This is a genomic window from Aureimonas sp. Leaf454, from assembly GCF_001424685.1.
GTDB lineage: Bacteria > Pseudomonadota > Alphaproteobacteria > Rhizobiales > Rhizobiaceae > Plantimonas.
The window spans coordinates 467,424-490,439 of sequence record NZ_LMQT01000001.1 but is presented as its reverse complement, the minus strand read 5'-3'; the positions used below and the strand labels follow the sequence as shown (position 1 = coordinate 490,439).

Here is a 23,016-nt window from a genome sequence, read left to right as displayed (position 1 = left end):
GACGACCGCCGACGGCGACGTCGATAGGTCTCGACAGCGAAAAGCCCGGAGCGATCCGGGCTTTTTCATGTCCGGTCGTCTCGACGCGTCGGAGCCGCGCGCCGGGGACCGTCCCGCCCCGCAGGAAGGTTGCGTCCTGACGAACAAAAGGGCGCCGGCTCGTGCGCGGCGCCCTCGATCGGGATGATATCGGTTGTTCGCGGTCTCAGCGCGCCAGGAAGGCCGTGCGCAGGAGGTCGATCTGCTCGCCGACGGGATTGGCGCTGTCGGATGCCGCGCGGTCGAAGGCGCCGTAGATCTCGCGATCGAGCATCGCAATGCGACGCTCGAGCTTCAAGGCGCGTTCGACGAGCCCCCGAAAGGCTTCCGGCAGCTCACCGAAATAGGGTGAGTCGCGGCCCGTTCCGACGCCTTCGAGACGGACCTTCACCTTTTCGGCTTCGACCTGGGCGCGCGACATGTCGCCCTGGTTGGCGGCGCGCTGCAGGAGAAGCCAGGACGCCACCTGCATCAGCCGGGTCGTCAGCCGCATCGATTCCGCCGCATAGAGCGTCGACACCGCGCGGGAGAGGGCCTTGGCATCGGCGCGGCCGGGGCCGTCGAGATAGATCGCGGTCTCGTCGACCAGCGTCATGCCCTCGTTGAACAGCGGCTGGAACGAGCGGGAGAAGGCGAGATGCTCCGCCAGGCGGACAGTCCGGTCTTCGTCGCGTGGCTCTAGGTTCTGTATCGTCATGAGCGCACCAGCTTGCGAGAGGAATCGCGGCACGCCGTCGACGCGGGCCGACGGCTGAGACCGTTGCCCGACCGTGCGTCGGAGTGGGTGTCGAAGGCAAGGCCGTCTCACCGAACTGGTTAACGCGCGCGGTGGCATTCGAGTTCAAGGCGAGGCGTTCCGGCCGAAAAAAAAGGAGCCGGCGATGCGGCTCCTGAAAGTTTCAACAGGGAAGCGTCAGAGGAAGCGGCAGGCCGCTTCGTCTACCCAGAAAACTGGATGACCCGAGTAAAGCGCGTAAACCTTAACAAGGTGTCGACGCGGGCTGGACTCGTTCAGATCTTCGCTACCTTGCGAAGAGAAACATCGGGATCAAGTGGAACACCGACATGACTTCGACGGAAACGATGACGGCGATCACCTTCGAATCGCCGGGTGGACCGGATGTCCTGACGCCGTCCAGCGTCGAGCGGCCCATCGCCGGGCCCGGCCAGATCCTCGTGGAGATCCACGCTGCGGGCGTGAACCGCCCGGACGTCCTGCAGCGCCTCGGCGCCTATCCCCCGCCGAAGGGAGCACCCGCATGGCCGGGACTGGAGGTCGCGGGCGTCGTGGCGCAATTGGGAGAGGGTGCGTCTCGCTTTGCGATCGGCGATCCCGTGATGGCGCTTCTGCCCGGTGGCGGCTACGCCGAATATGCGGCCGTCGCCGAAGACAACGCGCTGCCGGTGCCGGAGGGTCTCGGCTTCGTGGAAGCCGCCGCCATTCCGGAGACCTTCTTCACCGTCTGGCACAACGTCTTCCAGCGCGGAGCGCTCCGCGCCGGCGAGCGCTTTCTCGTTCACGGCGGCACGTCCGGCATCGGGACGACCGCCATCCAACTCGCCGCGCATCGGGGCGCCACGGTCTATGCGACGGCCGGCAGCCGCGCGAAGTGCGAGGCGGCGGTGCGGCTCGGCGCCGCGGCCTGCATCAACTATCGCGACGCCGATTTCGCCGAGCGGCTGATGGAACTGACGCAAGGCCATGGCATCGATGTCACGCTGGACATGGTCGGCGGACCCTACACGGCGAAGAACCTCGCGGTCGCGGCCGATGACGGCCGCATCGTTCAGATCGCGTTCCTGAAGGGCCAGGCCGTCGAGATCGACCTCCAGCCGATCATGCAGAAGCGCCTGACGCTGACCGGCTCGACGCTCCGGGCGCGCAGCGTCGCCTTCAAGGCCGCCATCGCGCGCGAGATCGAGAGGGAAGTCTTTCCGCTCCTCGTCTCCGGGGCCGTGAAGCCGCTGATCGACACCGTCTATCCGCTCGAGGCCGCGGCCGACGCGCATCGGCACATGGATGACGACCATATCGGCAAGATCGTCCTGACGACGCGCCATCACGCGGCTTGATGGCCTCGGCGCGCGGCACGACGGCATCGCCCGTCGAGGCGAGGATCGAACGGCAGGACGGCGCGGCGCCTCCTGCCGGCTTCGTCTCATCCACAGCCCGTGCGACGCAAAACGGTCGACGCATCGATTTCCTTGCGAAGGAACGGCCGAAGCCTTATAAGTCTCGGCAATTCCTTAAATCGTGGTGAAATTTCACCTGCCTGCCTCTCCGGAGCGGGCGCACCGGAGGACCGTATTCATGGCCCAGCAACTTCTGATGCCGAAGGCGACGGCTGTCTGGCTGGTCGACAACACGTCTCTGTCCTTCGAGCAGATCGCGGACTTCTGCACGCTTCACCCGTTGGAGGTGAAGGCGATCGCGGACGGCGAATCGGCCCAGGGCATCAAGGGCATGGATCCGATCATCACCGGTCAGCTGACTCGCGACGAGATCCTGAAGGGCGAGAACGACGACAAGCACCGGCTGAAGCTTTCGCTGCCGAAGGTCCGCGTGCCCGAGGCCAAGCGGAAGGGACCCCGCTACACGCCGGTCTCCAAGCGCCAGGACCGCCCGAACGCCATTCTCTGGCTCGTGCGCAATCATCCCGAACTCAACGATCCCGCGATCTCGCGTCTCGTCGGCACCACCAAGAACACGATCCAGCAGATCCGCGAGCGCTCGCATTGGAACTCGGCCAATCTCGCGCCGATGGATCCGGTGACGCTCGGTCTCTGCTCGCAGATCGATCTCGACATGGAGATCGAGAAGGCCTCGCGCGGCATCGCCCGCCCGGAAGAGGTCGCGGAGGAGGAGCGCCTGCTCTCGGCGGCGCAGACGCAGAACTATCGCGGGCGCGAAGCCTCCGAGGACGGCGAACTCGACGCCGCGGCCGTCTTCGCCAAGCTCACTTCGATGCGCCGGACGCAGGCCGAGGTCGACGAGGACGAAGACCAGCTCTAAGCCGTACACGGCACGCGTCTCGACGAAGGGTCGTCCGGCAACGGGCGGCCCTTCGTCATGTTCGCCTCCCGTCCCTGTCAGCCGTTGCCGCGAAACTCGGGATAGAGGGTCATGCCGCCGTCGACGAAGAGCGTCTGTCCCACCATGTAGTCGGAGGCGTCGGACGCCAGGAACGCGACGGCGCGACCGATATCGGCGGGATCCCCGATGCGGCCATAGGGGATGAGCTTCAGCATCCCGTCCGCATTCGTCTCCCGCTCCTCGGCGTTGATCGCCGTGGCGATGGCGCCGGGCGCCACGGCATTGACACGGATCCTCTCGGCCGAAACCTCCTGCGCCAGGGATTGCATGAGGAGATGCAGCCCGCCCTTCGACGCCGCGTAATTGACGTGGAACGCCCAGGGGATGACCTGGTGGACGGAGGAATCGAAGATCAGCTTGCCCATGGCCGGGCTGATGTCCGGGCGGATGCCCTTGCGCCGGAAGCGCCGGATCGCCTCGCGGCCGACGAGGAAGCCGCCGGTGAGATTGACCGAGATGACCGCGTTCCAGTCGTCGAGCGTCATGTCGCCGATCCTGGCATCCTTCTGGCGGCCGGCATTGGAGACGACGATGTCGACGGCTCCCAGCGACGCTTCGGCCTCGTCGAAGAGGCTCAGGACGTCCGCCTCGAGCGAGACGTCACCCTGGATCGCGACCGCGCGTCGGCCGAGCGCCTCGATCATCGCGACGGTCCGGGCGGCTCCCTCTTCGGAATGGCGGTGGTTCACGACGACGTCGGCGCCGGCGCGGGCGAGTTCGATCGCGGTGGCGGCCCCGATTCCCGAGGAGGCGCCGGTCACGATCGCGATCTGTCCGGTCAGGTCGTGTTTCTCAAAAGACGCCATCGGGGTCCTCGGTCTGGTGATGCTGGTGGAAGGCGGGGTCGCTGCGGTCGCCGTTCAACGCACGGTCGAGCCAAATGGCTGCCGAGATCAGCGACAAGTGTGTCAAGCCTTGCGGAAAATTGCCGAGATGGTCGCCAGTCGACGACAGTTCCTCGGAGTAGAGGCCGAGATGGTTGGCATAGGAGTGGAGCTTCTCGAAGAGGAAGCGTGCTTCCGACACCTGTCCGCTTCGCGCCAGAGCCTCGACATACCAGAAGGAGCAGATGGTGAAGGACCCTTCCTCCCCCTCCAGCCCGTCGGAATTTTCCTCCAGATTGACGTAGCGGTGGACGAGACAGTCGTGGACGAGCTCCCGCTTCACGGCGGCGAGCGTCGAGATCCAAAGGGGGTCGCGCGGATTGATGAACTTCACCAGCGGCATGAGGAGGACGACGGCGTCGAGGCCGCGTCCGCCCTTGTATTGGGTGAAGGCGCCGATCTCGGGGTTCCAGAATTCCTCCAGGAGGGTCGCCTGGATCTTGTCGCGTTCGGTCCGCCAGCGCTCGATCGGGGCCGGCAGCGAATGGCGGATCGCCATGCGCAGCGCCCGGTCGAACGCGACCCAGCACATGAGGCGCGAGGACAGGTACTCGCGCGGCTCGCCGCGGCTTTCCCAGATGCCGTGGTCGGGCAGGCCCCAATTGTCGGCGAGCCATTCGATGATGCGCGAGATCGTCGACCACACGGCGTGCGAGGGTTTTCCCCGGGCGCGCGAGGCGATGTAGAGCGCGTCCATGAACTCGCCGTAGATGTCCATCTGGCGCTGGTCGAAGGCGCCGTTGCCGATGCGCACGGGACGCGAATCGGCATAGCCGGCCAGATGGTCGAGCGAGATCTCGGGCAGCTCGGTGCTGCCGTCCATTCCGTACATGATCTGGAGGTGCGGCTCGCCGCCGGACAGCGCATGCTCCATCAGAAAGTGCGTGAAGTCCTCGGCCTCGTCGAAATAGCCGAGGCGCGAGAAGGCGTAGAGGGTGAAGGCGGAATCGCGGACCCAGGTGAAGCGGTAGTCCCAGTTGCGCTCTCCGCCGAGAACCTCGGGAAGACCGAAGGTGCCGGCCGCGGCGATCGAGCCGTGTTCCTTCGAGGTGAGCAGCTTCAGCGTGAGCGCCGAGCGGATCACGAGATCGCGGCGATAGGTCGGATAGGTGCCCGCCGCCACCCAGTCGTGCCAGAAGGTGCGCGTCTGCGTGAACGCATCCTGCACGTAGCGTTCGTCGACGCTGATCTGGTCGTTTCGGCCGGGACAGAGCACGGCGTGGCAGGTGTCGCCCTCCGCCAGCCGGACGGATGCCGTGACGGTGCCGGCTTCGATCGTCACGGGCGCCGAGGTGTAGAAGTAAAGCGGATCGGCGCCGGGCCAGGAGATGCGCACGCCCCCCTCGATATGCGCGAGATCGGGCACGATCCGGCCGTAGTCGGGACGCGGCGCCAGCGAAAGATCGAAGACCATCTCGCCGACGATCGCCTTGGCGCGGCGCACGATGCGGCCCGAACCATCGATCGGCATGAAATCGGAGACCTCTGCGATGCCGTTGGCACCCAGAAACCGCGTGATGAGGATGTTGGTGTCGGGCAGATAGATCTGCTTGTGCCGCATCGACGCGTCGCGGACGCCGAATCGGAAGCAACCGCCCTTTTCGGCATCGAGCAGGCCGGCGAAGATCGACGGCGAGTCGATGTTGGGATGGCAGAAATAGTCGATCGTGCCGTCCACCGCCACGAGGGCAAGGGTTCGCATGTCTCCGATGACGCCGTGGTCGGCGATCGGGGTGGTTGTCGGCTTGGCTTCGGCGGCGGGCATGACGTCTCCATCGAGAGGGTCGACTACGGCGTCGCGTGGACATTGGGTGCATAGCCGGGAAGTAAATCCTGCGCGGTCGCGGTATTTCGCTCGACGATGTCCCCGCAACCCATCTTTTTTGTCGGTGGTGCCTTCGCGCCAGACACTTTAAAGCAACGAGGGAGTGCGGAACGAATGTGTTGCCGAAGCGCCGCGTCGCCGCGGATGTCGGGGGATCGGGAGAAGCGATGACGAGCGCGATGGAAAGAAGCTTGCGGCGCGCTCTCGATGCCGGCGACGCATCCGACCCCGCCTTTCGCGAGACGATCTATGCCGCATCCGAGCGGGCGCTCGAGCGCATGCTGGAGGCACGCCCGGTCGACGAGGCCTCGGCGCAGGCCCAGCGCATCCGGCTGGCCGAAACGATCAATCTCGTGGAGCAGGACTATTACGCCGCGGCCGCGGAACGTGAGCATCTCGGTCCCGAGACGGACGAGACGTTCGAGCGGCCGGAGGACAGACGCTTCGCCGAGGACGAGGCGGCCTCGTTCGGAGCCGATCCCGAAGCGGATGCCGATCTGGCGCCGTCGCGCCGTGGCGACGAGGCGAGCCCGAACGGCGAGGACGGGGGTCGCCCGGACAAGGCGGCGTCCGCATCCGACGACAGCCCGGCCTTCCTCAAGACCTCCTCCACCGCTCAGGCGGATGCTTCGGCAGGGCGTCGGCGGTGGAGCGAGACCGCGGCGCGCGGATCGCTCGGCGGCTTCGGCGCGGGTCGGCGGACGAACTCGCGACTGCGCCTGCTCCTGCTCCTCGCTCTCGTCTTCGCCGCGCTTCTCGTCATCTTCTACCTCGTCTACGGCATGGTCTTTGGAACGCCCGCATCGGAGGCGACCGGAACCGCCTCGTCGAGCCTGGAAACGCCGCCCGGCGAAGACGAATGGATCGCCCTCTTCGACGGCACGCAGCTTTCCTCCATCGCGACCCCGACCGGCGGGCGCGTCGAAGCGGTGACCGGCTCGGGCGACATGCCGGCGGTTCGGATGACGTCGGCGGGCGAAGGCGGGGAGATCGCCGTCGCGGTCGGGCCGGGCGTCGTGCGCGAACTCGCGGGCAAGACCGTTCGGGTCGAGGTGACGGTGGGTTCGCCCGACGGAAGTCAGCGCGAATTCGGCGTGCGCTGCCCCTTCGGCGGAGAAACCGCCTGCGGTCGCCAGCGGTTCACGACCTCGCAATCCAGCGAATCCTTCATTTTCGAGATGAGCGTTCCCTCCGACACGCGCGATGCGGGCAGCATCGCCTTCGATCCCGGCTTCGGAGAGGAGGCCAAGCCGCTCGATCTCTACGGTGTCCGGGCCCGGGTGACGGACGACGTCTGATCGCTCGGCGCTGACATGCCGGTGTCGTGGCTTCACGAGAGACTGGCCGAGCCGGCCCGGCGTTTCGCCCGAAGCCGAAAGCGGGTGTTCGCATGACGCAGGACGATGACACCGAGGGTCGCGCGACGCATCGCCAGCTTCCGCTGATTCGCGTGGCGGTGCTGGCGCTCGTCGTGTCCAGCGCCGTCGTGCTCTTCCATCGATCCGCGCTCGGCCCCGTCCTCGTCGTCACGGTGGTCTTTCTGCTGGGCTGCCTCTCCCTGTCGCGAAACACGCCCGTTCCGCGCCTCGACGTCGGATCCCGCAAGCGTCAGGCGCCGCTTTGGCCGGACAGCGGCGCGAAGTCGGTCGTGGAAGCGATGGCCGAACCGGCCTTCATGATCGACCGCAATCTCCTGCTGCGCTTTCAGAACGGCGTGTCGGAGCGCGTTTTCGGCGCGATGGCCCTCGGTGATGCGATCTCGCTCCGGTTTCGCTCGCCCGAACTGATCGCGGCGATCGAGACGAGCGTGCGCGAGGGCAGGATCGGCTTCGCCGCTCTCATCGAGGGGCGCTCGGCGGAGCGGTCGTGGAGCGTCGACATCCTGCCGGTTCCGGTTCCCAAGAGCGGCGAGCCGTCCTTCTTCCTTCTCCTCTTCCGCGACCGGACGGCGGAGCGACGGATCGAGCAGATGCGGACCGACTTCATCGCCAATGCCAGTCACGAGTTGCGCACTCCGCTCGCCTCCCTGATGGGGTTCATCGAGACCTTGCAAGGGCCGGCGCGGGACGACGCGACGGCCCGCCTCCGGTTCCTCGACATCATGCGCGACCAGGCCGCGCGCATGTCGCGCCTGATCGACGATCTTCTCTCGCTTTCCCGGATCGAGATGAAGCGCCATGTGCCGGTCGACCATGTCGTCGATCTCGGCGAGATCCTCGAGGAGGTCTGCGAGGCGCTGGCCCCGCTCGCGGAGGAAACCGGCATCGAGATCGTGTGCGAAACGGCGAGCGGGCCGTTCGAGGTGGCCGGCGAGCGCGACGAACTCGTGCAGGTCTTCGCCAATCTCGTGGAAAACGCCTGCAAATACGGGGACGGCGGCGGCCGGGTCGTCATCACGATGGGAGAAACGCGGGAGCGCGACCGGCTTTTCCGGGATGTCGCGATCCGCGACTTCGGGCCGGGCATTCCCCCCGAGCACGTGCCGCGCCTGACCGAACGCTTCTACCGCGTCGATGTCGGCTCCTCCCGCGGCAAGCGCGGCACGGGTCTCGGCCTCTCCATCGTGCGCAACATCCTGGTGCGTCACCGGGCCCGCCTGATCATTCAGTCGGTCGTCGGTGAGGGATCGACGTTCACGGCCCGCTTTCCGGCGATCTCTACGCCGGCGTGACGATTCGCGTTCTCAACGAAATCAAGGATTTGCATTGTCATAAAAGGGCAATCGAACTGTCATAGACCGGTCTTCGAACGGGGCTAGAGAAGCCCGGTGAACCACGGCGGCCCCAAGGGGCGGCACCACAGAGTTCCGGTTCGAACGTCACTCCTCTTGGGAAGGTCCCGTCATGACCATTCGCTCCTTTGCCGCCGGCCTTCTGCTCGGCGCAGCCTTCGTCGCCGCTCCTGCCCATGCGCAGAATGCCGAGGCGCTTCAGATCGCCGGCTCCTCGACGGTCCTGCCCTATGCGCAGATCGTCGCCGAGACCTTCGGCGAGACCTATCCGGACTTCCCGACCCCGGTCGTGGAATCCGGCGGTTCGGGCGCCGGCCTGAAGCAGTTCTGCGCGGGCGTCGGCCCGGAGACGATCGACATCGCGAACTCGTCGCGCGCCATCAAGGACTCCGAAAAGGAGACCTGCAAGGCGGCCGGCGTGTCGGACATCCAGGAAGTGAAGTTCGGCTATGACGGCATCGTCTTCGCCACGGACGCCGCCGGTCCCGACTTCAAGATGACGCCCGCGCTCGTCTTCAAGGCGCTGGCCGCCAAGACCGTCGTGGACGGCAAGGTCGTCGACAACGCCGCCAAGACCTGGGCCGACGTCGATGCCTCGCTGCCGGCCTGGAAGATCGAAGCCTACATTCCGGGCGAGAAGCACGGCACGCGCGAAGTCTTCGAGGAGAAGCTGCTCGCGGCCGGCTGCAAGGAGACCGGTGCCCTCGACGCCTACAAGGCGTCCGGCATGGACGAGAAGGCGGCTGCCGAGCAGTGCCATGCGGTCCGCAAGGACGGCGGCGCGGTCGACATCGACGGCGACTACAACGAGACGCTCGCCCGCATCGACAGCAACAAGCAGGGCGTCGGCGTCTTCGGCCTCGCCTTCTACGAGCAGAACCAGGACAAACTGAAGGTCGCCACCATCAACGACATCGTGCCGACCGTCGAGACGATCTCCAAGGGCGAGTATCCGGTGTCGCGTCCGCTCTTCTTCTACGTGAAGAAGGCCCATATCGGCGTCGTCCCGGGCCTCAAGGAATATGTCGACTTCTTCCTGTCCGAGGATATGATCGGTCCCGAGGGTCCGCTCGCGCAGTACGGTCTCGTTCCGGCTCCCGATGCCGAGCGCGAGGCCTACCGCTCCGACTTCGACGCCGGGAAGACCATGTAAGCCAAACGCCGAACGGGGGCGGGCGCGTCCAGCGCCCGCCTTCGCTTTGCCGCTGACGTGCGGGTCTCGCCGTCTTCGTCCGATGCCGGTTGCCGCTCCCGCCGAGCCGCGTGCCGTTGGTAGGTTTTCTCGTGTCGATACCCGCGCTCGTCGCCATCGTCCTTCTGATCGGGCTCGCCGCCGCCTACATGGCGGCCGCCAAGAGTCGCCGCCTCGCGGTGCCCGCCGGCCAGAAGATGCACTCCCGCCCCGCCTATCACGGCTCCTACGTCTTCTCCTGGGCCGTCCTTCCCGCACTGGCCGTCCTCGCGGTCAGCCTTATCGCGACGCCGATCGTGATCTCGCGCAACGTCGCGGCCTCCATGCCCAATCCCGGGGAGGTCGGTCAGACCGTGCTCGCCCGCTCGATGATCGCGGCGATCGGCCAGGGACTGCGCATCCTTCCCGACGAGGAAAGGGCCGCCGCCAACACCTTGCCCGTCGCCGAGTTGCGCCCGCTCCTGCAGCGCCGGGGCGTCGCGATCGCTTCGGCGACCGAGGACTACATGGTCGCGATCGCCGTCGAGCAGAACCGGCAGGAGGACCTCGCCCGTCTCGTGACGATCCTCGTCGTGCTGGCGCTGTCCGTCGCGGGCGCCGTCTTCGGCCTGTCCCAGATCGCCGTGCGGCTGCGCGCCCGGAACCGTGTCGAGGGCGTCGTCAAGACGATGCTGGTCGTCGCTTCCTCGGTGGCGATCCTCACGACGATCGGCATCGTCTCCTCGATGCTCTTCGAGACCGTCGACTTCTTCTCCCGCGTTCCCGCCTCGAGCTTCTTCTTCGGCACCGTCTGGGACCCCCGCTTCTCCGGCGGCGCGGGCGGGGAGGGACAGTTCGGCCTGATCCCGCTCCTGGCCGGCACGCTCTACATCGCCTTCGTCGCCATGCTCGTCGCCGTGCCGATCGGCCTCTTCGCCGCGATCTACATGGCCGAATACGCGAACGGCGTCGTGCGCTCCTTCGTGAAGCCCATGCTGGAGGTGCTGGCCGGCATCCCCACCATCGTCTACGGCTTCTTCGCCCTCGTCACCGTCGGCCCGTTCCTGCGCGATCTCTCCGCTTCGCTGAACGGCATCGTCACGGGCGACTATGCGAGCTTCATCCAGGGCCAGAGCGTGCTGACGGCCGGTCTCGTCATGGGCATCATGCTGATCCCCTTCGTGTCCTCCTTGTCCGACGACATCATCACCTCGGTTCCCGGCACGCTGCGCGACGGCTCGCTCGGTCTCGGCGCGACGCGCTCGGAGACGATCAAGCGGGTCATCCTGCCGGCCGCGCTGCCGGGAATCGTCTCCGCGCTCCTCCTCACCGCCTCGCGCGCCATCGGCGAGACGATGATCGTGGTGCTGGCGGCGGGCGTGGCCCCGAACCTCACGGCCAATCCCTTCGAGGCCATGACGACGGTGACGGTGAAGATCGTCAACCAGCTGACGGGCGATCTCGAATTCAACTCGCCGCAGACCCTCGTCGCCTTCGCCCTCGGCCTGACGCTCTTTGCGATCACGCTCTGCCTCAACATCTTCGCGCTCTACATCGTGCGTAAATACCGGGAGCAGTACGAATGACCGACGCGACCGTCGACGGGGCCGTCGTCCCCGGCCGGGCCGTGCCCCGGCGCGACATCGGCCTCAAGAAGCGCTACGCCGCCGAACGCCGGTTCCAGGCCTATGGCATCGCCGCCATCGCCATCGGCCTCATCTTTCTCGCGATCCTGCTCTGGAGCGTGATCTCGAAGGGCTACACGTCCTTCTTCCAGACCGAGATCCGCCTGCCGATCACCTATTCCGAGCAGGTGATCGATCCGAAGAACCAGCGCGCCGACGACCCGCGCATCCTGGCGCGGCCGCTGGCCTACCAGAAGCTCGCCCGCGAATCGCTCTACAAGCTTCTCGGCATCGACCCGCAGGACAAGGCCGCGACGCGTCTGGCCGGCAGCCTCCTGTCCGACGGCGCGCCGGCCCAGGTCTCGCGCGTCGTGCAGGCCGACCTGACCGCGATCAACGAGACGCGGGAGGTCTGGGTCTACACGTCGGGCGCCGTCGACAGCGTCGTGAAGGGACAGTTCGACGTCTCGATCGAGGAAAGCCGGCGGCCGATCAAGGACGCGCAGCTCCAGTGGATCGAGCAGCTTCGCGCCTCGGGCCATCTTCAGCAGAACTTCAACTGGGGCTTCTTCACCAATGGCGCGTCCAGCCGCGCGGAAACGTCGGGAGTCGGCGTCGCGGTGGTCGGCTCGCTGACGATGATCCTGGTGGTGCTCGTCCTCGCCCTGCCGCTCGGCGTCGCCGCCTCGATCTATCTCGAGGAGTTCGCGCCGAAGAACCGGTTCACCGACCTCATCGAGGTGAACATCAACAATCTCGCGGCGGTGCCCTCGATCGTCTACGGAATCCTCGGCCTCGCCGTCTTCATCGGCTATCTCGGCATGCCGCGCTCGGCCTCGCTGGTGGGCGGTCTGGTGCTCACCCTGATGACGCTGCCCACCATCATCATCGCGACGCGCGCGGCGCTGAAGGCGGTGCCCCCCTCGATCCGCTCGGCCGCGCTCGGGCTGGGCGCCTCGAAGATGCAGACCGTCTTCCAGCATGTCCTGCCCTTGGCCATGCCCGGCATCCTCACCGGCACGATCATCGGCCTCGCCCATGCGCTCGGCGAGACCGCCCCGCTGCTCCTCATCGGCATGAAGGCCTTCGTCGCGGACTATCCCTCGACGCCCCTCGATGCCTCCAGCGCGCTGCCGGTCCAGATCTATCTCTGGTCGATCGAAGCGGACCGCGCCTTCGTCGAACGCACCTCGGGCGCGATCATCGTGCTCCTCGTGTTCCTTGCCGTGATGAACGTCTCGGCGATCCTGCTGCGTCGCCGCTTCGAGCGGCGCTGGTAGAACGGACCGAACCATGATGGAACACTTCCTAACGACACTCACCAAAGGTCCGGCCGTGCCGACACAGAAGCAGATCAAGATGCGCGGCGAGAAGGTCACCGTGCATTATGGTGCCAAGCAGGCCCTGCATGCCGTCAATCTCGACATCGTGGAAAAGCAGGTGACGGCGCTGATCGGCCCGTCCGGCTGCGGGAAGTCGACCTTCCTGCGCTGCCTCAACCGCATGAACGACACGGTCGAATCCGCGCGCGTCGGCGGCAAGATCACGCTCGACGGGGAAGACATCTACCATCCCGACATCGACGTCGTGGAACTGCGCGCCCGCGTCGGAATGGTCTTCCAGAAGCCCAATCCGTTTCCGAAGTCGATCTTCGAGAACGTGTCCTACGGACCGAAGATCCACGGGCTCGCCCGATCCAAGAGCGATCTGGAAGAGATCGTCGTCTCCAGCCTGCGCCGGGCCGGCCTCTTCGAGGAGGTCAAGGATCGCCTGCACGAGGCCGGCACGGGCCTTTCCGGGGGGCAGCAGCAGCGGCTCTGCATCGCCCGCGCCATCGCCGTCTCGCCAGAGGTGATCCTGATGGACGAGCCCTGTTCGGCGCTCGATCCGATCGCGACCGCCAAGGTCGAGGAACTGATCGACGAGCTGAAGCAGAACTTCACGATCGTCATCGTGACCCATTCCATGCAGCAGGCCGCGCGCGTCAGTCAGATCACCGCCATGTTCCACCTCGGCAACATCGCCGAGGTCGGGCCGACGGAGAAGATGTTCCAGAACCCGGACGACAAGCGCACCCAGGACTACATCACCGGTCGCTTCGGCTGATCCCGGGCGGACGAGGAGGAACGACGCCATGGACGAGCACATCGTCACATCCTACGACGAAGAACTGAAGACCATCGTGCGCCGCATCTCGGAGATGGGCGGGCAGGCCGAGCGGATCGTGGAACGCGCGGTCGCGGCGCTGATGCGCAGCGACTGGGGACTCGCGCAGTCGGTGGTCGCCGACGACCTCATCCTCGATGCCGCGCAGCGCGAACTCGACGAGCGGGCGATCATGACCATCGCCAAGCGCCAGCCTATGGCGCAGGACCTGCGGGAGATCGTCGGCGCGATCCGCATCTCGAACGATCTGGAGCGGATCGGCGACCTCGGCAAGAACATCGCCAAGCGCGTGATCGCGGTGCACGACCACCAGCAGCCGATCAAGCTCGTGCGCGGCATCGAGCATCTTTCGGAACTGGCGCTGGAGCAGCTGAAGCAGGTTCTCGACGCCTATGCCCAGCGCGACCACGTGCGCGCGGAGGACATTCGCGAGGGCGACGAGGAGATCGACGCCATGTACACCTCGATCTTCCGCGAGCTCCTGACCTACATGATGGAGGACCCGCGCAACATCTCGGCCTGCACCCATCTCCTGTTTTCGGCCAAGAACATCGAGCGTATCGGCGACCACGCGACGAACATCGCGGAGACCATCTACTACATCAAGACCGGCCGCCAGATGGACCCGGACCGGCCGAAGGACGACCGAACGGCCTCGATGAATCTCACCGTCGGGGATGGCGGCGCGCCGTCTCCGGTGAAGTAGGACCGCTCCCTTGAACGCGCGCATCGCCGTGGTGGAGGACGAGGAGGCGCTCGGCGTCCTCCTTCGCTACAATCTCGAGGCGGAGGGCTACATCGTCGACACGATCGCACGCGGCGACGAGGCCGATCTCCGGTTGAAGGAGGTCGTGCCGGACCTTCTCATCCTCGACTGGATGCTGCCGGGCCTGTCCGGCGTGGAGCTCTGCCGGCGCCTGCGCATGCGGCCGGAGACCGAGCGGCTGCCGATCATCATGCTGACCGCGCGCGGGGAGGAGTCCGAGCGCGTGCGCGGTCTCTCCGTCGGGGCGGACGACTACGTCGTGAAACCCTTTTCGACGCCCGAGCTTCTGGCGCGCGTGCGCGCCATGCTGCGCCGCTCCAAGCCCGAGAAGATCTCGACGCTGCTGTCGGCCGGCGACATCGATCTCGACCGGGAAACGCACCGGGTGCGGCGGTCCGGTCGGGAGATCAGGCTCGGACCGACGGAGTTCAAGCTGCTGGAATTCCTGATGCAGTCGCCGGGCCGGGTGTTCTCCCGCGAGCAGCTCCTCGACGGCGTCTGGGGACGGGACATCTATGTCGACGAGCGGACCGTGGACGTCCATGTCGGACGGCTTCGCAAATCGATCAACCGCGGCCGCCAGCGGGATCCCATCCGCACCGTGCGGGGCGCGGGCTATGCCCTGGACGAGCAGTTCACCGCGGCCAAGACGGCAGCGCCGCGCACGGATGCGCTGAGCGCCTGACGGGCGAGGAAGCGCCAGACGCGCATCGCCTCCCCGGAGGCGGCCGCCGCGTCGAGCCGGCCTGGCTCGGCTCTCACCCGACCAATCTCTCCCGTGCGAATGAAAACGGCGCCCATCGTGGCGCCGTTTGCAGTTCTGACAACGTGACGTCGAAACGTCAGCGCACGCGACGGCGCTCGGAGACCGGCTGGAAGGCGAGGCGGGCGTGATACACGCAGTAGGGCGAGGCGTCGTTCGACTGGTTGCCGCAGAAGCGGAAGTCGGCCGAGAGCGGATCGCCGAGCGGCCATTTGCAGGTCCGGTCGCTCAGCTGAACGAGCGTCAGGTTGCGCGAGATCGGCACGACCTCGCCCGGCATGCGTTCGGTCACGCCGACGACGAGCTCGCCCTCGGGCTCGGCCCGCAAGGCCGTCGCGCCCTCGATGCGCGGCGACAGACGGGCGGCCGGCTGGCCGGCGACGAGGCGCAGGCTCACCGGAACGGCCGCGACCTCCACAACCTCCTCGGCTTCTTCCACGATCACCGTGTTGATCGACTCGTCGGCGCCCAGGACCGCGCCCGCGGCCGGCCGCGCCCGGCCTTCGAGCTTCAGCCGATGGACCTTGCCGATCACCGCATTGCGCGTCACGCCGCCGAGTTGGGTCGCGATCTGGCTGGCGCTCAGCCCCTCGCTCCAGAGCTTGCTGAGCAGCTCCACTCTCTCGTCGGTCCAGCCCATGCAAAGCTCCTATCCCGGGAACGCACGGCGAGACGGAATCCATCATCGCTTCCCAACCGCAGTGCCGGGAAGTGATCGCAACATCTATTGGTTGACTAGGTCCGCCGCACGAAATCTAGTGTCGAAGAAAATTTAACCTATCGGGAGACTCCGTGACAAGAGTCGCTCCGGTGGGTCGGAATCGAATTCGTGCTTTTCCCCAGGAGTATCGGTCGAAGGGACGACGAAACCGCGACCCGGAGGGTTCGGGCGCGCGTCCAAGGGGCTCCGTGCGTTGACATTTCCTTTCGTTCCTATGGTATAGGCACGAACCTTCCTCGAAAGCAGGACGCCCGGGTACCGGCGATGACAGAACCGCCGGCGAGCGCCGTTCGCGCAGGTCGGCTCGATCGCATCGTCGCCCGGATCCGGCCGATGGTCCGTTCGGTTCGGTGGAGGTTCGAAAGTGCCGGAGCGTCCGGCCTGCAGCCGTGAGGGTGCGGGCGGCGTTCCGATTGCCGTCGCGGCGAGCTGAGAAAGGATCAGCTCGCCCGCCCTTCCGACACGGAAATGAGCGTCGCCATGTCAGTCGAGTCCCCGTCGTCCTCCCCCCTCTATTCCACCTATGCCCGCGCGCCGCTCGAATTCGAGCGCGGTTCGGGCGTCTGGCTGGAGACGCGAGAGGGAAGCCGATATCTCGATCTCGCCGGCGGCGTCGCCGTGAACTCGCTCGGCCATGCCCATCCCCATCTCGTGGCGGCCCTGAAAGAGCAGGCCGAGAAGCTCTGGCACACGTCGAACCTCTACGAGATTCCCGGCCAGACCCGTCTGGCCGAGCGGTTGGCCGCAGTCACCTTCGCCGACCGGGCCTTCTTCACCAATTCCGGCGCGGAAGCGATCGAATGCGCCGTCAAGACGGCGCGGCGCTATCACTACGTCAACGGCCAGCCCGAGCGCTTCCGCATCCTGACCTTCGAGGGCGCCTTCCACGGCCGCACGCTCGCCACCATCGCGGCCGGCGGGCAGGCGAAATATCTCGAAGGTTTCGGCCCGAAGGTGGAGGGCTTCGATCAGGTCCCGTTCGGCGACCACGCGGCCCTGAAGGCGGCGGTCACGGAGGCGACGGCGGCGATCCTCGTCGAGCCGATCCAGGGCGAGGGCGGCATCCGCTCGGTGCCGCCGCAATGCCTGCGCGGACTGCGCGAGCTTTGCGACGAGACGGGTATCCTTCTCATCTACGACGAGGTCCAGACGGGCGTCGGGCGCAGCGGCCATCTCTTCGCCCACGAGGCCTCGGGCGCGGCACCCGACATCATGGCGATCGCCAAGGGCATCGGCGGCGGCTTTCCGATGGGCGCGTGCCTTGCCACCGAGGAAGCCGCCAAGGGCATGACGCCGGGAACGCACGGCTCGACCTTCGGCGGAAATCCGCTCGCCATGGCGGTGGGCAATGCCGTGCTCGACGTCATCCTGGAGGAGAATTTCCTGCAGCATGTCCGCGACGCCTCGCTGCACTTCAAGCAGGGCCTCGCCTCGATCGTCGACCGCTATCCCGACGTCGTCACCGACGTGCGCGGCGAGGGGCTGCTCCTCGGCATGAAGGCGAAGGTCGCCAACACCGCGCTGATCGCCGAGATCCGGGAGCACGGCGTTCTCACGGTGCCGGCCGGCGACAACGTCGTGCGTCTCTTGCCGCCCCTGATCATCTCGATCGACGAAGTGCGGGAAGCGGTGGCGCGCATCGAGGCGGCCGTGGCCAGCCTGTCGCTCGCCTCCGTCAAGAAGTCGGCTTGACCGCGATGGAAGGCAACGGAGCCTCAGCCGCCAAGCCGCGGCACTTCATCGATCTGTGCGAGGTCGCCAAGGGCGATCTCCACTCGATCGTCGCCGACGCCATCCAGCGCAAGGCGATCGGCCGCAACGGACCGAAGCCGCTGACCGGCAAGGTCCTGGCGATGATCTTCGACAAGCCCTCGACGCGAACGCGGGTGTCCTTCGACGTCGCCATGCGCCAGCTCGGCGGCGAGACGCTGTTCCTGTCGGGCACCGAGATGCAGCTCGGCCGATCCGAGACGATCGCCGACACCGCGCGCGTCCTGTCGCGCTATGTCGACGCCATCATGATCCGCACCACGACCCACGACCGTCTGCTGGAAATGGCCGAATTCGCGAGCGTTCCCGTGATCAACGGCCTCACCGACGAAACGCATCCCTGCCAGATCATGGCCGATCTCATGACTTTCCAGGAGAAGCGCGGCTCGATCGCGGGAAAGACGGTCGCCTGGTCCGGCGACGGCAACAACGTGCTGAACTCCTTCATCGAGGCGACGGCGCGGTTCGATTTCGAGCTGCGGATCGCGACGCCCGAAGGCTCCGAGCCGGATGCGGCGCGCATCGGCAAGGCGCGGGCGGCGGGCGGCTCGATCCTCACGACCTTCGATCCCGCGGAGGCCGTCGGCGGCGCCGACCTCGTCGTCACCGACACCTGGGTTTCCATGGGCCGCGAGGACAAGGCGCGGGGACACAACGTCTTCGCGCCCTATCAGGTCGACGGGCGGCTGATGGCGAAAGCCGCGCCTGAGGCGCTCTTCATGCACTGCCTTCCCGCCCATCGCGGCGAGGAGGTGACCGACGAGGTGATCGACGGGCCGCAGTCGGTCGTCTTCGACGAGGCGGAAAACCGCCTTCACGCTCAGAAATCGATTCTGGCCTGGTGCTTCGGCGAGGTATCCGCATCATGAGTTCCACGACGTCTTCGCAGGACGCCGGCTCGCAGTCGCTCGGCGCCTTCGGCTTTGCCGGCGACGACGCCGTCGTTCCCTTCCACGTCGAGGCGCTCGACGCGCGGGGGCGGGCGGTACAACTCGGCACCATGCTCGACCAGGTGCTCGGCCGGCACGATTATCCCGAGCCCGTCTCGCGGCTGCTCGCCGAGATGATCGTCCTCACCGTGCTGCTCGGAACGTCGCTGAAGTTCGAAGGCAAGTTCATCGCCCAGGCGCAGACCGACGGCCCGGTCGATCTCCTCGTCGTCGACTTCACAACACCGTCGAGCGTGCGGGCCTATGCGCGCTTCGACGAGGCACGGGTCGCGGCGGCCTCGGCCGGCTCGACCGCGGCCGAGACGCTGCTGGGCAGCGGAACCATGGCGCTGACCGTCGACCAGGGCGGGCACATGCAGCGCTACCAAGGCATCGTCGAGCTCACCGGCGGGGCCTCGCTGGAGGATGTCGCGGAGGGGTATTTCCGCCAGTCCGAGCAGATCCCGACCACGGTGCGTCTGGCCGTGGCGCGGATCGCGCGGCGATCGGACAGCGGCGGCTTCGTCGAGACGTGGCGCGCGGGCGGGCTCATCGCGCAGTTCCTGCCCGAATCGCCCGAGCGCATGCGCATGCCCGATCTGCCCGGCGGCGACGCGCCGGAAGGGACGGAGGACGAGACCGCGTTCGAGGACGACGACGCCTGGACGGAGGTCAAGGCCCTCGTCGAGACCGTGCACGATTCCGAGCTGGCCGATCCCGACGTCGGCGTCGAGCGCCTGCTGTTCCGCCTGTTCCACGAGCGCGGCGTCCGCGTCTTCCCCGCGACGCCCGTGATCGACGACTGTTCCTGCTCGCGCGAGCGCATCAAGGACGTCCTGTCGAACTTCTCGGCCGAGGAGATCACGGACAGCATCGAGGAGGGCCGCATCGCGGTCACCTGCGAGTTCTGCGGCGAGCACTACGACTTCGCGCCGAACGAATTCCTGAAGGATTGATGCCGTTTCCTTGCCGATCCGGCCTCGTCCGGATCAGTTGAGGGTGCGAGCGGCGGGGGCGTCGAGGGAGAAGGCCGGGATCTCGACGTCGAAGCTCTTCCCGTTCGGCAGCTGCATGCGATAATGGCCTTGCATGATGCCGGAGGGCGTCGGCAGGGGGCAGCCCGACGTGTAGGTGTAGCTGTCCCCGGGCGACAGGATCGGCGTGTCGCCGACGACGCCCGGTCCCTCCACCTCCTCGACCTGTCCCCGGCCGTCGGTGATGTGCCAATGGCGATGCGTCAGCTGAACCGTGTCGCGACTGCCGTTCTCGATCTCCACCTTGTAGGCGAAGACCCAGCGACCGTTCGCGGGCGAGGACTGCGCATCGAGATAGCTCGGCGTCACGGTCACGGTGATGTGGCGGGTGGTGGCGCTGTACATCGTCCTATCCTCCGAGCTCCGCAGGCCGCGGCACCCGGAGGATGAGGGGCTTACCCAGCGCAAGCAGGCCCGTCAATGTCGGTGTGCGACGCAGCGCGACGGCGGTCGGCGGGCTCTTGCCAAGGCCCGCCCCGCGGCGCTGCCGCCCCGACGCGTCTGCGATGGGGCGAGGCGGCATTTCCAGCCCTGCGCCGGCGCATCAGGCGAGGTCGAGCGCGGTCTCGATGTCCTCGAGCAGATCCTCGACGTCCTCGATGCCGAGGGAGAGACGAAGCAACCCGTCGTTTATGCCGAGTTCGGCGCGGACTTCCGGCGCGAGGTTCTTGTGCGTCGTCGTCGCGGGATGGGTGATGAGGCTCTTGGCGTCGCCCAGATTGTTGGAGATCTTGATCACCTCCAGCGCGTTGGAGAAGCGGAAGGCCGCTTCCTTGCCACCGACGAGATCGAAGGCGACGAGCGTCGAGCCGCCGGTCATCTGCTTGGCGATCACCGCGGCGTCGGGATGGTCCGCCCGGCCGGGATAAAGGACGCGGCCGATCTTGTCGGAGGCGGCCAGCCGGTCCGCGACGCGGCCGGCGCTTTCCGTCTGCCGCGCGACGCGCAGCGACAGCGTCTCCAGGCCCTTCAGCATGGTCCAGGAGTTGAACGGCGACAGCGAGGGGCCGGTGTGGCGAAAGAAGTCGGCGAGGTTCTTGTCGATCCAGTCCTGGTTGGAGAGGATGACGCCGCCGAGGCAGCGGCCCTGGCCGTCGATGTGCTTGGTCGCGGAATAGACGACGACGTCGGCGCCCAGCGTCAGCGGCTTCTGCTGCATCGGGGTCGCGAAGACGTTGTCGATGACGAGGGTTGCGCCGGCCGCATGGGCGATCTTGGCGACCTCGGCGATGTCGATCACCTCCAGGGTCGGGTTCGTCGGCGTTTCCATGAAGAAGACCTTGGTCTCCGGCCGCACCGCGTCGCGCCACGCCTGGAGGTCGCGACCGTCGACGAAGGTCGAGGAGACGCCGGCCCGGCCCAGCACGGTTTCCACGACGTAGCGACAAGAGCCGAAGAGGGCCCGGGACGAGACGATGTGGTCGCCCGCCTTCACCTGGCACTGCAGCGCGGCGGTGACGGCGGCCATGCCGGACGCGGTGGCGCGGGCATCCTCGGCGCCCTCGAGCGCGATCATCCGCTCCTCGAACATGCGGGTGGTCGGGTTGCCGTAGCGCGAATAGATGAAGCCGGGCTCTTCGCCCTTAAAACGCGCCTCGGCGGCTTCACTGCTGTCGTAGACGAAGCCCTGCGTCAGGAAGAGCGCCTCGGAGGTCTCGCCGAAGCCCGAGCGCATCGTGCCGCCGTGGACCATCTGCGTCGCGGGCCGCAGCTTGCGATTCGAGGTCTTGCTGTTCGACATGACACGTCTCCTGGTCCAAGGCTCCCGTCGCGGGGGAGGCCAACGCAAAACGGCCGGGTCTTCGCGATGCCGCAAAGCCGGTCTCCGATCCAATGCGTCCGGGAACGGCCCTTTAGCGAATTGTTTAACGTGGCTGCAAGCCGGCCGGCCAAATCACCACGACGAGGTTCTTCATAGCGCCTTTGGTCTCGGCCGGTCAATTCACCGGGCCCACCCGCTCTCTTGGCGTTTCGACGCGGCTCGGCTATCTCGGAGGGACTGCCGGGTGGCAGGCGTGAGGCGTCGAGGGGCGAACGGGCATGACGGGGGGCATCCTGCCGGATCGCGAGATCCAGGCGCTGTATACGGCGGGAGCGATCTCCTCGGCCAAGGCGCTCGACGCCGACCAGATCCAGCCGGCGAGCCTCGACCTTCGCCTGGGGCAGACGGCCTACCGCGCGCGGGCGAGTTTCCTGCCGGGGCCGGGCTCCTCGGTCGCCGAAAAGCTGGCGCGCTTCTCGCTGCACGAGATCGACCTCACGCCGGGCGCGGTGCTGGAGACCGGCTGCGTCTATCTCGTGCCGTTGATGGAGCGTCTGGCGCTTCCGGCGGGCGTCACCGCCGCGGCCAATCCCAAATCCTCGACCGGCCGGCTCGACATCTTCACCCGCGTCATCACCGACGGCGCGCAGGAGTTCGACAAGGTGCCGGCCGGCTATACCGGCCCGCTCTATCTGGAAATCTCGCCGCGGACCTTCCCGATCGTGGTCCGGCCCGGCTCGCGCCTCAGCCAGATCCGCTTCCGCGCGGGGGGCACGCTGCTCGGCGAATCCGAGCTTGCCGCGCTGCACGAGGCGGAAACGCTCGTCGCGACGGCAGGCGCCAACATTTCCAACGGCGGCATCGCCCTCTCCATCGATCTCATCGGGGATGCGCAGGGCCTCGTCGGCTATCGTGGCAAGCGGCACACCGGCGTCGTCGACGTCGACAAGCGCGCGGGATATGCCGTCGCCGATTTCTGGGAGCCGATCCGTCGAACGGGCGCGGGCGAACTCGTGCTCGATCCCGACGAGTTCTACATCCTCGTCTCCTCCGAAGCGGTCCATGTACCGCCCGCCTATGCCGCCGAGATGACGCCCTTCGATCCGCTCGTCGGCGAGTTCCGCGTGCATTATGCGGGGTTTTTCGACCCGGGCTTCGGCCATTCGCCGGCCGGCGGGACGGGCAGCCGGGCCGTTCTGGAGGTGCGCAGCCACGAAGTGCCCTTCATTCTGGAGCACGGGCAGATCGTCGGCCGCCTCGTCTACGAGCGCATGGCCGCGCTTCCCGAGCGCCTCTACGGCGTGGATCTGTCCTCGAACTATCAGGCGCAGGGGCTGAAGCTCTCCAAGCATTTCGCCTGAGGGCAGGGGAGCGGCCGGCGAACGGGACCTTCACTCCGTTCCCCTCGCGCGGCTCCCCCTTGCGCGGCGCGCCGACCTCCACTACCAATTCTCATCCTGAGCGCGGGCGTAGTTCAGCGGTAGAACGCCAGCTTCCCAAGCTGGATGTCGTGGGTTCGATCCCCATCGCCCGCTCCAGGGTTCTTAGCGCCAAAACACGATCTGAGATCGCCCGAGCCCATCCGGATCGTTCTCGCGGACGACGAGCAGAACTGCGCCAAGCTCCCGAAGCTTTCTGGCGAAGGCGAGACGCCGGGCCCGGACGTTTCCTTCGCCAACATCTCCAGCGAGCCGCCGCGGCTCGATGCAATCCGCGCCCGTGCGGCGCAAGTCGGC

Annotated in this window: 20 protein-coding genes, 1 tRNA gene and 1 riboswitch; of the genes, 15 read left to right on the top strand and 6 right to left on the bottom strand. The window is 67.0% G+C overall.

The window, feature by feature from the left end; genetic code table 11:
* Positions 1–205: 205 nt before the first annotated feature.
* Positions 206–736, bottom strand: coding sequence for a DUF1465 family protein (locus ASG43_RS02150; RefSeq protein ID WP_082490543.1), 531 nt, complete (start codon positions 734–736; stop codon positions 206–208).
* A 368-nt stretch (positions 737–1,104) separates the two neighbouring features.
* On the opposite strand from ASG43_RS02150, the gene ASG43_RS02145 reads away from it, so the two are divergent.
* Together ASG43_RS02145 and ASG43_RS02140 are read left to right on the top strand one after the other, a co-directional pair.
* Positions 1,105–2,112: an NAD(P)H-quinone oxidoreductase gene (locus tag ASG43_RS02145; protein ID WP_056499671.1), complete on the top strand. Its 1,008-nt coding sequence runs from the start codon at positions 1,105–1,107 to the stop codon at positions 2,110–2,112.
* Positions 2,113–2,350: 238 nt separating this feature from the next.
* Positions 2,351–3,052: a cell cycle transcriptional regulator TrcR gene (locus ASG43_RS02140; protein WP_056499669.1), complete on the top strand. Its 702-nt coding sequence runs from the start codon at positions 2,351–2,353 to the stop codon at positions 3,050–3,052.
* Positions 3,053–3,129: 77 nt separating this feature from the next.
* Here ASG43_RS02140 and ASG43_RS02135 read toward each other — a convergent pair whose 3' ends face one another.
* Together ASG43_RS02135 and ASG43_RS02130 are read right to left on the bottom strand one after the other, a co-directional pair.
* The gene (locus ASG43_RS02135; protein WP_056499667.1) at positions 3,130–3,939 is read right to left on the bottom strand and encodes an SDR family oxidoreductase; all 810 of its coding nucleotides are present in this window, start codon (positions 3,937–3,939) and stop codon (positions 3,130–3,132) included.
* The gene (locus tag ASG43_RS02130) at positions 3,926–5,782 is read right to left on the bottom strand and encodes a glycoside hydrolase family 15 protein (RefSeq protein ID WP_056499665.1); all 1,857 of its coding nucleotides are present in this window, start codon (positions 5,780–5,782) and stop codon (positions 3,926–3,928) included. The genes ASG43_RS02135 and ASG43_RS02130 overlap by 14 nt, the downstream gene beginning before the upstream one ends.
* A gap of 227 nt (positions 5,783–6,009) precedes the next feature.
* Between ASG43_RS02130 and ASG43_RS02125 the strand changes: the two genes are divergently transcribed.
* The 8 genes from ASG43_RS02125 (at position 6,010) to phoB (ending at position 14,986) form a co-directional block, all read left to right on the top strand.
* Complete coding sequence (locus tag ASG43_RS02125; protein ID WP_162244658.1) at positions 6,010–7,140, top strand: hypothetical protein; 1,131 nt, start codon at positions 6,010–6,012, stop codon at positions 7,138–7,140.
* A 92-nt stretch (positions 7,141–7,232) separates the two neighbouring features.
* Positions 7,233–8,513, top strand: coding sequence for an ATP-binding protein (locus tag ASG43_RS02120; protein ID WP_056499661.1), 1,281 nt, complete (start codon positions 7,233–7,235; stop codon positions 8,511–8,513).
* 172 nt (positions 8,514–8,685) lie between these two features.
* Positions 8,686–9,726, top strand: coding sequence for a substrate-binding domain-containing protein (locus ASG43_RS02115; RefSeq protein WP_056499659.1), 1,041 nt, complete (start codon positions 8,686–8,688; stop codon positions 9,724–9,726).
* A gap of 131 nt (positions 9,727–9,857) precedes the next feature.
* Positions 9,858–11,330: a phosphate ABC transporter permease subunit PstC gene (gene pstC, locus ASG43_RS02110; RefSeq protein WP_056499656.1), complete on the top strand. Its 1,473-nt coding sequence runs from the start codon at positions 9,858–9,860 to the stop codon at positions 11,328–11,330.
* Entirely contained in the window at positions 11,327–12,649 is a 1,323-nt protein-coding gene (pstA, locus tag ASG43_RS02105; protein ID WP_056499654.1) for a phosphate ABC transporter permease PstA, read from the top strand. The genes pstC and pstA overlap by 4 nt, the downstream gene beginning before the upstream one ends.
* 16 nt (positions 12,650–12,665) lie before the next feature.
* The gene (gene pstB, locus ASG43_RS02100) at positions 12,666–13,475 is read left to right on the top strand and encodes a phosphate ABC transporter ATP-binding protein PstB (RefSeq protein WP_056499652.1); all 810 of its coding nucleotides are present in this window, start codon (positions 12,666–12,668) and stop codon (positions 13,473–13,475) included.
* 28 nt (positions 13,476–13,503) lie between these two features.
* On the top strand, positions 13,504–14,241 hold the full coding sequence (gene phoU, locus ASG43_RS02095; RefSeq protein WP_056499651.1) for a phosphate signaling complex protein PhoU: 738 nt from the start codon (positions 13,504–13,506) through the stop codon (positions 14,239–14,241).
* A gap of 10 nt (positions 14,242–14,251) precedes the next feature.
* Positions 14,252–14,986 (top strand): phosphate regulon transcriptional regulator PhoB, encoded by a 735-nt coding sequence (phoB, locus tag ASG43_RS02090; RefSeq protein ID WP_056499649.1) that lies wholly within the window; start codon positions 14,252–14,254, stop codon positions 14,984–14,986.
* Between the two features lie 157 nt (positions 14,987–15,143).
* Here the strand turns inward: phoB and ASG43_RS02085 are convergent, their stop codons facing one another.
* Positions 15,144–15,704: a GcrA family cell cycle regulator gene (locus ASG43_RS02085; protein ID WP_056499647.1), complete on the bottom strand. Its 561-nt coding sequence runs from the start codon at positions 15,702–15,704 to the stop codon at positions 15,144–15,146.
* 561 nt (positions 15,705–16,265) lie between these two features.
* On the opposite strand from ASG43_RS02085, the gene ASG43_RS02080 reads away from it, so the two are divergent.
* The 3 genes from ASG43_RS02080 to ASG43_RS02070 are packed head-to-tail and all read left to right on the top strand — an operon-like array spanning position 16,266 to position 19,440.
* Positions 16,266–17,477: an aspartate aminotransferase family protein gene (locus ASG43_RS02080; protein ID WP_056500984.1), complete on the top strand. Its 1,212-nt coding sequence runs from the start codon at positions 16,266–16,268 to the stop codon at positions 17,475–17,477.
* 5 nt (positions 17,478–17,482) lie between these two features.
* Positions 17,483–18,424, top strand: coding sequence for an ornithine carbamoyltransferase (gene argF, locus ASG43_RS02075; RefSeq protein ID WP_056499644.1), 942 nt, complete (start codon positions 17,483–17,485; stop codon positions 18,422–18,424).
* Positions 18,421–19,440: an Hsp33 family molecular chaperone gene (locus ASG43_RS02070; protein ID WP_056499642.1), complete on the top strand. Its 1,020-nt coding sequence runs from the start codon at positions 18,421–18,423 to the stop codon at positions 19,438–19,440. The genes argF and ASG43_RS02070 overlap by 4 nt, the downstream gene beginning before the upstream one ends.
* 33 nt (positions 19,441–19,473) lie before the next feature.
* Here the strand turns inward: ASG43_RS02070 and apaG are convergent, their stop codons facing one another.
* Positions 19,474–19,863 (bottom strand): Co2+/Mg2+ efflux protein ApaG, encoded by a 390-nt coding sequence (gene apaG / locus ASG43_RS02065; protein WP_056499640.1) that lies wholly within the window; start codon positions 19,861–19,863, stop codon positions 19,474–19,476.
* Between the two features lie 199 nt (positions 19,864–20,062).
* Positions 20,063–21,259, bottom strand: coding sequence for an O-succinylhomoserine sulfhydrylase (locus tag ASG43_RS02060; protein WP_056499638.1), 1,197 nt, complete (start codon positions 21,257–21,259; stop codon positions 20,063–20,065).
* Between the two features lie 92 nt (positions 21,260–21,351).
* Positions 21,352–21,429: riboswitch (SAM riboswitch) on the bottom strand.
* A 129-nt stretch (positions 21,430–21,558) separates the two neighbouring features.
* Here ASG43_RS02060 and ASG43_RS02055 point away from each other — a divergent pair.
* Both ASG43_RS02055 and ASG43_RS02050 read left to right on the top strand, forming a co-directional pair.
* Positions 21,559–22,641: a 2'-deoxycytidine 5'-triphosphate deaminase gene (locus ASG43_RS02055; RefSeq protein WP_056499636.1), complete on the top strand. Its 1,083-nt coding sequence runs from the start codon at positions 21,559–21,561 to the stop codon at positions 22,639–22,641.
* A gap of 102 nt (positions 22,642–22,743) precedes the next feature.
* Positions 22,744–22,818 (top strand) — tRNA-Gly (locus tag ASG43_RS02050).
* Positions 22,819–23,016 lie beyond the last annotated feature (198 nt).